This is a genomic window from Pedobacter sp. Leaf194, from assembly GCF_001423945.1.
Classification (GTDB): domain Bacteria; phylum Bacteroidota; class Bacteroidia; order Sphingobacteriales; family Sphingobacteriaceae; genus Pedobacter.
Window position 1 is genome coordinate 73,695 of the sequence record NZ_LMPU01000002.1, and the last position, 13,426, is coordinate 87,120.

The 13,426-nt window shown below is 40.0% G+C and carries 9 protein-coding genes; 8 read left to right on the plus strand and 1 reads right to left on the minus strand.

What is annotated here, in order from left to right:
* Nucleotides 1-4: 4 nt before the first annotated feature.
* The 8 genes from ASG14_RS06880 to ASG14_RS06915 all read left to right on the plus strand — a co-directional run bounded on the left by ASG14_RS06880 (nt 5) and on the right by ASG14_RS06915 (nt 11,702).
* Nucleotides 5-1,699 carry a TonB-dependent receptor gene (locus tag ASG14_RS06880; protein WP_056870338.1) on the plus strand — a complete coding sequence of 565 codons (1,695 nt, stop codon included), beginning with the start codon at nt 5-7 and terminating at the stop codon, nt 1,697-1,699.
* A 53-nt stretch (nt 1,700-1,752) separates the two neighbouring features.
* The gene (locus ASG14_RS06885) at nt 1,753-3,192 is read left to right on the plus strand and encodes an SPOR domain-containing protein (RefSeq protein ID WP_056870339.1); all 1,440 of its coding nucleotides are present in this window, start codon (nt 1,753-1,755) and stop codon (nt 3,190-3,192) included.
* A complete protein-coding gene (locus tag ASG14_RS06890; protein WP_056870340.1) occupies nt 3,192-3,896 on the plus strand; it encodes a MotA/TolQ/ExbB proton channel family protein in 705 nt (234 codons plus the stop codon). The genes ASG14_RS06885 and ASG14_RS06890 overlap by 1 nt, the downstream gene beginning before the upstream one ends.
* The gene (locus ASG14_RS06895) at nt 3,896-4,297 is read left to right on the plus strand and encodes a biopolymer transporter ExbD (protein WP_056870341.1); all 402 of its coding nucleotides are present in this window, start codon (nt 3,896-3,898) and stop codon (nt 4,295-4,297) included. The genes ASG14_RS06890 and ASG14_RS06895 overlap by 1 nt, the downstream gene beginning before the upstream one ends.
* On the plus strand, nt 4,297-5,112 hold the full coding sequence (locus ASG14_RS06900) for a hypothetical protein (protein ID WP_056870342.1): 816 nt from the start codon (nt 4,297-4,299) through the stop codon (nt 5,110-5,112). The genes ASG14_RS06895 and ASG14_RS06900 overlap by 1 nt, the downstream gene beginning before the upstream one ends.
* A 33-nt stretch (nt 5,113-5,145) precedes the next feature.
* On the plus strand, nt 5,146-6,435 hold the full coding sequence (locus tag ASG14_RS06905; RefSeq protein ID WP_056870343.1) for a folylpolyglutamate synthase/dihydrofolate synthase family protein: 1,290 nt from the start codon (nt 5,146-5,148) through the stop codon (nt 6,433-6,435).
* Between the two features lie 69 nt (nt 6,436-6,504).
* On the plus strand, nt 6,505-8,157 hold the full coding sequence (gene pafA / locus ASG14_RS06910; protein ID WP_056870344.1) for an alkaline phosphatase PafA: 1,653 nt from the start codon (nt 6,505-6,507) through the stop codon (nt 8,155-8,157).
* Nucleotides 8,158-8,330: 173 nt separating this feature from the next.
* Nucleotides 8,331-11,702 carry a methylmalonyl-CoA mutase family protein gene (locus ASG14_RS06915; protein WP_056870345.1) on the plus strand — a complete coding sequence of 1,124 codons (3,372 nt, stop codon included), beginning with the start codon at nt 8,331-8,333 and terminating at the stop codon, nt 11,700-11,702.
* Between the two features lie 54 nt (nt 11,703-11,756).
* Here the strand turns inward: ASG14_RS06915 and ASG14_RS06920 are convergent, their stop codons facing one another.
* Nucleotides 11,757-12,737, minus strand: a complete 981-nt coding sequence (locus ASG14_RS06920; protein ID WP_056870346.1) for an acyl-ACP desaturase — start codon at nt 12,735-12,737, stop codon at nt 11,757-11,759.
* Between the last annotated feature and the right edge of the window lie 689 nt (nt 12,738-13,426).

Below are 13,426 nucleotides of genomic sequence, written 5' to 3' on the forward strand. Positions count from 1 at the left end.
AATCATGAAGTTTAATAAATATATATACAGTACGCTCATTTTTGCTGCCGGATTTATCACAGTTGAGGCGCAGGAAAAGAAACAGGAAGAGAAAGCGGCGGTTAGTGAAGAGATAGAGGTTGTTCGTCCTTACAAACCAATTTTAGCTGAAGCCGTTAAACTGCGGAGAAGTCCGAATTTGGATGATGTTAAAACCTATAAGGCGAAACTTAACTATAGTGTAACGGATAGAAAACTTGAGATTAACAGTGATATACAGAAGCTTCAGGCGCAGGCCTTGGTTGATGAAAAACAAACTGAGTTAGTAAACAATTACGTAAAAGGTGGCTTTGGCTCACTGGCAACTTTGCTCGGCGAGGTCTATGTAAATATGGGCCGCGACCCTGCCCTACAGGTTGGTGGCTATTTTAAACACTTCAGTCAGGAAGGTAAACTGAACAAGCAGAACAGCAGCAACCAGCAATTTAGCCTTTTTGGCCGGAGCATTATGGATGAAAATACAATTAGCGGCCGAATCAATTTCGAGCGCAATGGTTTGTATTTTTACGGTATCGATAATGATCGTCCTGCTTTAAACCCTAATCCTCAAAAGCAAGCCCTAACATTATTTGAGGCAGAAGGAGAGTTGATAAGAAATTATAAGGAAGATACTGATGCTTTTAGCTATGCTGTGAAGGCGAATGGCTACGTATGGAACGACAAATTTAGTGCAAAAGAAAGTTATTTAACTTTAAACGGGTATTTAAACAAGCGGATTAACTCTTTAAATTTAGGGCTCGCAGCATCAACCGAATTTGGCAATACCAAGGATCTGGCAACAAGCGTAGGAAATAATCTTTTGCGTTTAAACCCTTATATCCGTTTACAGGTAAAAGGGGCAAAAGTTACCGCCGGCATTAATTTCGTTCAGGAATTCGGAGCCTACAGCAGCACAAGGATTTTCCCAGCTGTTACCGCAGATTTTACATTAATTCCTGACTATTTACAGGTTTTCGGAGAAGTAAAAGGAGATGTAAACCGCAATTCGATGAAAACTTTTACAGATGAAAATCCATGGTTAAATAACAACATCCTGATTAAGAACACGGTTGAAAAATTAAGCATTAGTGCAGGAATAAAAGGCACGGGCGGCCCTGGTTTTGGCTACAAAGCACGTTTCTACATGAAACAAATTGATGACATGCCTTTATTTGTGAACAACTTTACCGATTTTAATAAATTCGACGTAATCTATGATTTTGGGAAAGCAAAAATAACTGGTTTGGAAGGTGAAATTTCGGTTCAGGTTAGCGACGCTTTAAAATGGACCGGTAAATTAAATATAGACGACTACAAGCCAGCATCTGAAACCTATAGCTGGTTTAAACCAGGTTTAAAAGTGAGTTCTAATTTCCTTTACACTTATAACAAAAAATTGAGCTTTAATGCAGCAGTAGTAATTCAGGATGATGTTAAAGCAAAGATATATACGAGCGCACCGGTTCCGGCAAGCCAGTATGTAGTTCCAAATACCAATATCGAACTCATTCAAACCGTTAAAGGTTTTGTAGATTTGGGCCTTGGAGCAGAGTATCGCATAAACAACAAATTCTCAGTTTTCGCTAAAGCTAATAACATCTTAAATACCAATTACAGCAGGTACTTATTTTACCAGGTAAACGGCTTTAACGTGTTTGGTGGCCTAACCTATTCTTTTTAAGCACGTTAATTTATTATTGTGTCGATTTAGAATAAAACGCTAATTTTACCGGAATGGATATCTTATTATACCTTTCAGAACTCTTACAGCAAAATACTTCGGTTGGCTTGACCGGCCTTGGTACCTTTTTTAAAAAGAAATTTGCTGGCAGATACGACAAGGAAAAACAATCGTTTTTACCTCCGGGATATAGCCTGCAATTTACCAGCGATGTTAAGAATGAAAACTTGCTGCAAACCTTTATCTCCGAAAAAAGGAGTATTTCAGCTGAAAGCGCAGCATATTACATTGCTCAATTTGTTGAGGATGTAAACAAGCGTTTGGAGATTGACCACGAGGCTGAGCTTGAAAACATAGGTCGCTTATTTTTTACTGAGCACGAAGGTTTAAGTTTCGAACCATCTAAGGCTATAAATTATGGTTCTGAGTTTTATGGTTTACCAGCGATAGCAGAAACTGAAGTTTCGGCAGAGCCACCAGTACAACAGAAGACAGAGCAGGAAATTCAAACCAACCCTGAAACAGCGCATGAAATTTATGATGAAATTGCGGAAGCTCCGGGTAAGGACACACATTTAACTGCCAATAATTTGCCTCAGAAAGAAGCAAAACATCCTCTAATCGAAAACATAGAATTAGATGAGGTTAAAGATGATTTGAAGCATACGCTTGCCAACTCAAATGTGGAGTCAGCGTCAACTGCCGATGTTAAGCATGACGAAGTTGCTGTGCCTGAGTCTGTAAAAGAGCAACATCAGGAACATCCAAATCGGTTTGGCCATCAACCAGAATCCGAACTTCCTAAAACCTACGTAAACCTTGAGGATGATTCATCAACAGTCGAAAAAGTTATCGAGGCTCCCGAGTTTATAAAAGAACAGCATGCGGAGCATCCAAATCGATTTGGTAACGACCCGCTTGACTATACCGAAATCCACGAAGAAGAAAGTAAATCGGTTTGGCCAAAGGTATGGATTGCCCTTTTTGTATTAATTTTACTTGTCGCAATCGCGTACTTTGTTAAACCGGAATGGTTCGGAAATTCAGCAACAGTGGAAGCATCGCCATCGGTTGCTAAAGTTGTAGATTCTGCAAATGTAAACAAGGCCGATGCAACAAAAACCAAACAAGATTCGATCGCAAAAACCGATAGTATTTTAAGGGCAAATCAGGTATCGGCAATGGCTGATACGGTTAGCAGAAAAGATATCACGCCTAATCAAAAGCAAACCGTAGCTGCTCCGGGAACATCGATGTTTCATGTAATTTCAGTTTCTTACGCAACTGAAGCTGCTGCGCAACGATATATCGATAAAGTGAAGAAAATTGGCCTTAATGCAACCATTGCAAAGATGGAAGGCAAAAGAAAAAAAGTCAGCATTGCCAGCTTTACCACAAAAGATGAAGCTGAAAAACAAAAGAATATCCTTCAAAAGAGATTAAAAGGTGAAGGATTTTACGTTAAAGAAATAAAAAACAACACACAACCATAATGATAACTTTATTAATTCAAGACACCACGCAAGCGCTTCAAGACACGGCAAATGCCTTAAACCCGACATTATCACAACCGGCACCGGAATTGCATTTTATAGATCTGTTATTCAAAGGTGGTTGGGTAATGATTCCGTTGGCTTTTTTAGCCTTCCTGGCATTGGTTATTTTCGTTGAACGTTATCTTACAATTAAAAAATCTACAAAGGATGAATCAAATTTAATGGTTCAGATCAGATCTTACATACAGTCTGGAAATTTGGAAGGTGCTTCTGCCCTTTTAAGAAACAACAATTCGCCCCTATCCCGCATGTTGCAAAAAGGGCTAAAAAGAATTGGGCGTCCAATTAAAGATATTGAAGGTGCAATTGAAAACGTTGGAAAATTAGAAGTTTCAAAACTCGAAAAAAATATAAGTATTTTAGGTATTGTTGCTGGTATTGCACCAATGCTTGGCTTCGTGGGTACAATTGTTGGGGTAATTACCATTTTCCATCAGGTATCAATAAAAGGAGCAATTGAAATCGGTACAATTTCTGGTGGTTTGTACACCAAAATGATTACGTCGGCAACGGGTTTAATTATTGGTATTATTGCTTATGTTTTATACCACATTTTAAACATAATGGTCGAAAAAATCATTCTTAAAATGGAAACCGATGCAATTGACTTTATTGATTTATTAGAAGAACCGGGTAAATAATGAATTTAAGAAAAAGAACTAAAGGCTCGGTAGAAGTACATACATCGGCATTAAATGATATAATGTTCTTTCTGATGCTGTTTTTTCTATTGGCATCGGCGGTCGTAAATCCACAGGTGGTTAAGTTGTTATTGCCGCAATCATCCAGCGGACAACAGTCTACAGCTAAAAAAGCAGTTACAGTTAGTATAGACGAGAATTTAAATTATTTCGTTGATAAAAAACCAGCAACTGCAGAAAGTCTGCAATCAGCTATTGAAGCTTACCAAAAGCTGGCGCCTGATATGACCATTATTTTATATGTGGCCAAAAATGTTCCTGCAGAAAATATAATGGTTGCCTACGATGTAGCGAACAAATTGAAATTAAAACTTGTTTTAGCTGTTGAGCCGAAAAAATAATGAATTACAAAGAAGAAAATAATTATCCAAAAGCCGTCGCAATTTCTACCGGAATAATGGGGCTTTTGCTTGCGATTAGCTTTTTAATTGTGATTAATTCTTTCGAGCCACCCGAAGATTTGGGTATGGGCGGGATGGTTGTGAATTATGGGACTGCTGAAACCGGCATGGGTGATGATTATACAAGTATCGAGGAACCATCTGCGGATCCAAACGCCAACAATAAGCGGCCAGATAAAGTTGTGCCGGAAGAAAAGGTTACGCAAAATACCGAATCGCAAACAAGTGATAAGGAGATTCAGACACAGAATACAGAAGATGCAATCAGTGTAAATACGAAAAAAACGAAGCCAACTACAACTACCCCGACAACTACAGCAGAAGAAAAACCTTCAAAGCCGGTTATTAATCAGAATGCGTTATACAAAGGCAAGAAAAATACCGGTCAGGGCGGCGGCGATGGAACTGGAAACACTCCTGGGAATCAGGGCTCGGTAAATGGTGACCCATTGGCTAATAATTATGGTAACGGGGGTTCAGGCTTCGGAAATAAACCAATAGAGTTAAGGCGCTTTTCTAATCTCGTTATACCTAAAGATGACGGACAGAAAACCGGCAAAATTGCCATCAGAATCTATTTCAACAAAAATGGAGACATAACAAGGGCAAATCAGGAGTTAAAAGGTTCTACTATTACAGATACTGATTTAGTTAACAAGTGTATTCAGGCCGTGCTAAATTCGTCGTTAAGTAAATCAGATGTTGGCACCGATAACCAAACAGGTGTAGTCGTGTTTAACTTCAAAGTGAAATAAGCCTACCCATTTCTATTTTCTTTATTAAAAAGGATGAACTATCAAGAAACGCTGGATTTCCTTTACAGTAAATTACCCATGTTTACCAGGGTTGGTGCCGCTGCGTTTAAGAAAGACTTAACCAATACAATCATTTTTTGTGAAGCTTTAAACAATCCACAAAATAAGTTTAAAAGCATCCATGTTGCAGGTACGAATGGCAAAGGCTCTACATCGCACATGCTGGCCTCTGTTTTACAGGCTCAGGGTTTCAAAACCGGATTATATACCTCACCCCATCTGAAAGATTTTCGCGAACGAATTCGTATAAACGGGAAAATGATAAGCAAAGCTGAAGTTAAATCTTTTGTTAAAACGAATAAGAAGCTAATTTTTGAAATCGAACCCTCATTTTTCGAAGCTACTGTTGCAATGGCCTTTGAACATTTTGCGAGGCACCAGGTGGATATTGCAGTCATAGAAGTTGGCCTTGGGGGTCGTTTGGATTCAACAAATATCATCACGCCAGAAATCTCTGTGATTACAAACATCAGTATCGACCATACGAATATGCTTGGAAACACCTTGCCGGAGATTGCGGGCGAAAAGGCCGGGATCATAAAAAAAGGAATCCCTGTAGTTATTGGTGAAACTCACCCTGAATCTGAACCCATTTTCGTTGAAAAAGCAAAAGCTGAGAGCGCCCAGATATTTTTCGCAGATGATGATCTAGAAGCTCGGGATATTTCCGTTAAAAACAATAAACTACAACTATCAGTTTATGAAAAGAACACACTTAAATATCAAAAATTAAAGACTGACTTAACAGGCTTGTATCAGCCAAAAAACATTTTGACTGTATTAAAAACACTTGATGTTTTAAATGAGCATAGCGGACTTGAGGTTGCGAAAAAATCAATTTACGACGGGCTCGCTCAGGTTAAAAAACTTACAGGCCTACAGGGGCGTTGGCAAACTTTAAGCAAAAACCCGCTGATGATTTGCGACACCGGCCATAACGAGGCTGGCATAACGGAGGTGATAAAAAATATAGAACAGACGCAGTATGAGCGCCTCCACATCGTTTTCGGGATGGTAAAAGACAAGGACATCACCAAAGTATTATCGTTAATGCCAAAAAACGCAAGTTATTATTTTTGCAAGCCACACATAGAACGTGGCCTTGAAACGTGCGAACTCCAGAAGCAGGCAGCCGCCTTTGGGTTGGAGGGAATTGCTTGCCAGTCAGTGCCGGACGCCAAAGCGACTGCGATCAGTCATGCGGGTGAAAATGATCTGATTTTCATCGGTGGCAGCACTTTCGTAGTGGCCGAAGCACTATAAAAACTTTACAGAAAGTTCAAAAATTCTTCATCTAAAAATTATTACTTTTAGCGTTTAAAATAAATTAGAATGAAGAAAATTTCGAGCTTAATCGTTTCCCTGTCTATCTTATCGCTCACAACAGTTTCAGCTCAAACAAAAAAATCAACTCCTGTTAAAACATTCCCCGCTGAAGTTGCCAGACCAAAATTGGTTGTTGGTTTAGTGGTAGACCAAATGCGCTGGGATTACCTTTATCGATACTATAACCGGTACACTAACGGTGGATTTAAAAGACTAATTAACGAAGGATTCTCGGTAGAAAATACTTTCATTCCATACACGCCAACGTACACTGCAGTTGGGCACAGCTCTATTTACACAGGTTCTGTACCGGCCATCCACGGAATTGTGGGTAACGATTGGTACAATCCTGAAACCAAAAAGAACGTTTATTGTACAGAGGATTCGACCGTTGTTACGGTAGGCAGCACGCCATCGAACGAGGGAAATATGTCGCCAAAAAATTTATTGGCAACTACAATTACTGACGAATTGAGATTGGCTACAAACTTTAGGGGAAAAGTAATTGGAATTTCTCTTAAAGATAGAGGGTCTATTTTGCCGGCTGGCCATGCCGCAAACGCAGCTTATTGGTACCAGGGCAGCACAGGAAACTGGATTACCAGTTCATACTATATGAAAGAAGTTCCTAGCTGGATTGCTGACTACAACAAACTTAAATTAGCGAATAAATTTTACGCAAAGAACTGGGAAACGCTGTATCCAATAGCATCGTACGTAAACAGTACCGCCGACCAAAAAGATTATGAAGGTAAAACAAGTACATTTCCACATCAGCTCACTCAAAACATCGACAAAAATTTCGATGCCATTAGAAGTACGCCTTATGGAAACACAATAACGCTTGATTTAGCGAAGCTTGCAATTTTATCAGAAGATTTAGGACAGGATAACATCACCGATTTCTTAGCAGTAAGCTGTTCAGCAACAGATTATGTTGGCCACGCGTACGGTCCTAATTCAATTGAGGCAGAAGACACCTATCTCCGCCTAGACAAAGATTTTGAAGAGTTTTTCAACTATCTTGATAAAAAGGTTGGGAAAGGGAATTACACTATATTTTTAAGTGCAGACCATGGCGTAGCACACGTCCCAGGTTTCATGAAAGAGAACAAGCTTCCGGGCGGCACCGTGAGCGACAGGGATATCGTTTTTAAATTAAACAGTTTTTTAAACGATAAATTTAAGGTTAACAATGTAGTGTTAAAATCAATGAATAACCAGATAATTTTTGATCATGATAAAACCGACAATGGAACAGTTAGTTTCGATGTTATTAAATCAGCATCAATGGAATTCTTAAAACGAATGGACGGCTTTGCGAACGTTGTCGATATATCAAGAATTTCATTAGCTACAATTCCAGAAGTGCAGAAGAAAATGATTACGAATGGTTACAATGCCCGCCGAAGTGGCGACCTTTACTACATTCTCGATCCAAACTGGTTTAACGGCAGTGCTACCGGTACTACACATGGTAACTGGAATCCTTACGACTCGCACATTCCTTTAGTATTTATGGGTTGGGGAATAAAACCCGGTGCATCAAATAAAACACATTATATGACTGATATAGCGCCGACCCTCGCAGCTTTATTGCACATTCAAATGCCAAGCGGTTGCGTTGGTGAGCCCATAACGGAGATTACTAACAAGTAATAATCCATTCATCAGCAATTCATTGCCCCGGAAGGTTACACGCTTTTTGGGGCATTTTTATTTATAATCAGTATCAATGCTATTAATCATCTGCCAGATAATAAGTAATTCTTACATTTGCGCAACCAAATATATTTAAGGAAAGATTTATCTTTTCTCCAAAATACCGCAATATGCAACAAGTAGAAATATACAAACCAAAAAATAAAATCCGTTTTGTAACCGCTGCTTCTCTTTTTGATGGGCACGACGCAACGATAAACATTATGCGTCGAATTCTGCAATCATCAGGCGCTGAAGTGATACACCTGGGGCATAACCGCTCTGTTGATGAGGTTGTTAACTGTGCCATTCAGGAAGATGTTCAAGGTATCGCAATGACTTCTTATCAAGGCGGACATATTGAATATTTTAAATATATGTTCGATTTGCTTCAGGAACGTGGCTCGGGCCATATTAAAATATTTGCCGGCGGTGGTGGCGTTATCTTACCATCAGAAATTGAAGAGTTGGAAGCCTACGGCATCTCTAAAATTTATTCTCCTGATGACGGAAGGCGAATGGGCCTTCAAGGAATGATAAATGATATGCTCATACAAACGGATTTTGTTACTAAATCAATCATTACAGATGAATTAGTAACCATTCCAGGCAAAGATGTTAAAGCAATTGCCGGCGCAATTACGGTGGCAGAAAACGATCCGGAAGGCGCTCAAACATTTGTAGACGAGCTAAAAAAGCTTTCGAAAAATAATAGTGCTCCTATTTTAGGCATCACAGGAACCGGCGGTGCCGGAAAATCATCGCTGGTTGATGAGTTGGTTAGAAGATTTCTTGTGGAGGTTAAGGATAAAACATTAGCAATTATCTCTGTAGACCCTTCCAAACGTAAAACTGGCGGCGCTTTACTTGGCGACCGCATACGCATGAACGCCATTAACAATCCGCGGGTTTACATGCGCTCACTTGCAACACGACAAGCAAACCTCGCTCTTTCCAAAAATGTTCAGGAAAGCATAGATATTTGTAAAGCTGCTGGTTATGATCTAATAATTGTGGAAACTTCCGGTATCGGCCAGTCTGATACAGAAATTACCGAACATTGTGATGTTTCCTTGTATGTGATGACACCAGAATTTGGCGCTGCCACTCAACTGGAAAAAATTGACATGCTTGATTTTGCCGACCTTGTCGCTATCAATAAATTTGACAAAAGAGGTGCCTTAGATGCATTAAGGGACGTTCGTAAACAGTACAAGCGCAACCATAATATTTTTGATGCGAAAGATGAAGAAATTCCGGTGTATGGAACTATGGCATCGCAGTTCAACGACCCTGGCATGAACAATTTGTTTGTGGCCTTAATGGAACAGATAAAAGTTAAAACAGGAACAGATTTCCATGCAAAAATGGAATTAACGGCCGAGCAATCAGAAAAGATTTACATTATACCGCCGGATAGGATTCGTTATTTGGCAGAGATTGCAGAATCCAGCCAGATTTACAACGAATGGGTTGATAAACAAGTAGCGATTGCCAGAAAAATGTATCAGCTTAAAGGTGTAATAAACCTGGCGGATGAAAATAAAACTTTAGCAATTGGTCCCGGACTGGAAGAAGCATACACGCATTTCGAAGAGCAATTGGACGGCGAATGTAGACGATTACTCCGCCAGTGGCCTGAAACCAAACGCAGTTACAAAGAAGAATTTTTTATCTACAAAGTGCGTGATAAAGAAATTAAACAGCCCTTGTATTACGAGTCGTTATCCAAGCTTAGCATTCCAAAAGTTTCCCTACCCCGTTATGAAGACTGGGGTGATATTTTGCACTGGCTGCTTACGGAAAATCTTCCCGGAGAATTTCCATACGCGGCGGGTGTGTTTCCGTTGAAACGGGAAGGAGAAGACCCAACAAGAATGTTTGCCGGAGAAGGCGGGCCTGAACGGACAAATAAGCGTTTTCACTACGTTTCGTTGGGTCAACCCGCCCACCGTTTGTCTACAGCGTTCGATTCGGTAACCTTATATGGCGAAGATCCACATGTTCGCCCGGATATTTATGGCAAAATTGGTAACTCGGGCGTGAGTATTGCCACTTTAGACGACGCGAAAAAACTATATTCAGGCTTTGATTTATGTGCTGCCTCTACATCCGTATCAATGACGATAAATGGTCCTGCACCTATGTTGTTGGGGTTTTTCATGAATGCCGCCATAGACCAGCAATGTGAAAAATACATAGTAGAAAACGGACTGGAAGCTGAAGTAGCCGAAAAAATAGATGCGATATACAAATCAAAAAATATCCCGAGGCCAAGCTATAACGGCACACTGCCAGAAGGAAATAGCGGATTAGGGCTTATGCTACTCGGCGTTACAGGCGACGAGGTGCTACCTTCGGAAATCTACTCAAAAATAAAGGCCTATGCAATCAGTTCAGTCCGTGGAACCGTCCAGGCAGACATACTCAAAGAAGATCAGGCGCAAAACACCTGTATATTCTCAACAGAATTTGCCTTGAGGATGATGGGCGATATTCAGAAATATTTTATTGATGAAAAAGTGCGGAATTTCTATTCTGTATCAATTTCGGGTTATCACATTGCTGAGGCAGGCGCAAACCCGATTTCGCAGTTGGCATTCACATTAAGCAACGGCTTCACATTTGTAGAATATTACCTTAGCCGGGGCATGCATATTGATGATTTTGCGCCAAACTTATCATTTTTCTTTTCCAATGGCATCGATCCGGAATACGCAGTTATTGGCCGCGTGGCCAGGCGTATTTGGGCTAAAGCAATTAAAAATAAATACAAAGGAAACGATCGATCCCAAAAGTTAAAATACCACATTCAAACATCCGGGCGCTCGCTTCACGCTCAGGAAATAGATTTTAACGATATCCGGACCACTTTGCAGGCCCTGTACGCCATATATGATAACTGTAATTCATTGCATACAAACGCGTACGATGAAGCCATTACCACGCCAACCGAAGAGTCAGTACGCAGGGCAATGGCAATTCAGCTCATCATAAACAGGGAATTAGGATTAGCAAAAAATGAAAATCCGTTACAAGGCGCATTTATTATAGAAGAACTTACGGATTTAGTAGAAAACGCTGTTCTTCAAGAATTTAAGCGCATAAACGATCGTGGAGGCGTATTAGGTGCAATGGAAACCATGTATCAACGTGGCAAAATCCAGGAAGAAAGTTTGTATTACGAAACATTAAAGCACACCGGCGAGTACCCAATAGTTGGCGTTAATACCTTCTTAAATAAAAACGGTTCTCCAACAATTGTTCCGGGCGAAGTAATCCGCGCTACTGAAGAAGAAAAGCAATATCAAATAGAAACGTTAAAAGCCTTTCAAGATAGAAATGAAGATAAGTCGGCATATCTCCTCACAAAGCTTCAAAAATCGGCCATTGCGGGCGAAAACATTTTCGAACAGTTAATGGAGGTTTGCAAAGTCTGTTCATTAGGACAAATTAGCAAGGCATTATATGAGGTAGGCGGACAGTACCGTAGAAACATGTAAAACAAAAAAAGCCACGATTAAAAAATCGTGGCTTTAAAAAAGTTTATCAGTAATTTAACCAGCTATCCAGGTAAATTTATAATCGATAGTTGGGTTTTTCATTCGTTCCGCTACCCGCAAAAGCCTTGCCGGCAAATTCATAATATAATCTCTAGCTTTTTCACCAGCCTCATCCAGGTCACGCATGCCTTCAATTTTCCAATCTTCAATAAGCTGCTGCATAATTTCTACATAATCTACCGCAGTGTAAACACCAAGTCTTTGTGCAGCATCCGTAAAGTGGCCAAAGGTCTGCCCAATTTTCAAGCCAACCTCACGTAAAAAATGAGCAGGCATCACAATCTTCTTACGCATCATGTCTTCAAAAGCAATCATTGCTTCATTAGGGTCAACTTCAAAAATCTTATTCATAAAATCTTTGTAAGCCTTTGCATGCCTTGCCTCATCAGAAGCAATTACACCACACATTTTTGATAGTAAAGTATCTCCATCCTTTTTGGCCAGAGAAGCTACTCTACGGTGCGAAATGTTCGTGGCCATTTCCTGGAAACTTGTATAAATAAAGTTCCTGTACGGGTCATGACCGGTACCGATATCGAAACCGTCAGCGATTAAATATTGCGTAGAAATTTCCATCTGCCGCATATCAACCCGCCCAGAAAGATATAAGTACTTGTTCAACAAATCACCATGCCTGTTTTCTTCTGCAGTCCAATGCCTGTTCCACTTCATCCAACCACCATCTTCCTTCATACTAGGCCCTTGAACCATTGCAAGCCAGGATTCATATGTCGGCAAAGCCTCTTCCGTTATTGTATCACCAATCAAAACTGCAACTAAATCGTAAGAAAGATCCTTAGCATTTTCTCTTAAATTTCTAATGTCCTGAAAAAATGTGTCGCTTGTAGAATCGGGTAAGAAATCAGACGGCTGCCAATTTGTGTCAATTGGTTTAAGATAGGTATCCATCATCTCAAGCATATATTTTTCAATATGCACCATTACTTCCCTTCTTTTATCTGCAAAAAAACTCATTATCTGTGGTTATATATTTGTTATTAGCAAAGATAGCCAAATAATATGGCAAACCTTACAATATTAACACAAATGGCCTAATTCAGTTTTAAATATGATATAAGTAGTGAAGAGTATGTACATTGATACGCATAAAAAACGCAACTTATCTTACATTTTAAGCCAGGTTGTATTCCGCACCATTCTTACTTTGCAAATTGATAATGGTAAACATTTTTCCTAAACTCAAAAAGCGCTCATCTAACCTTTCGATTAGCTAAACACACAGGTTAAAATTTTGGAAAACGAACGGTGGTTTTCCATAGGTGCTGCAGCCCCGCTGTTTGCTACAATCTTTTTGGGCTTCGTGTGCTGCCGGAAGTGAAAGTTTTGTGCAGCCAAAAAGGATTTCCGCTGCCATCGGGTTTAGGGAAGCCGGTTCCGGTGGTACCTAAGCCCGCCTGTTTCCGCCAGCACGGCCAACTACCTTGCCCGCCAGTAAAACAGCCAATGAATTCGCTTTGGCCTTTTAACTTTAGTCTTTCAGCTTTAGTCTTTGCATACTCGGCCTTTCAACTTTAGTCTTTCCGCTTTAGTCTTTGCGTTTAAGTTTTTAAACGAAGAAACCCCTGCAGTTGTTACTGCAAGGGTTCTTGTTAAGCTGCATTTTATGCAGTTTAAGATTTGGCACCGACCTACTCTCCCACGTG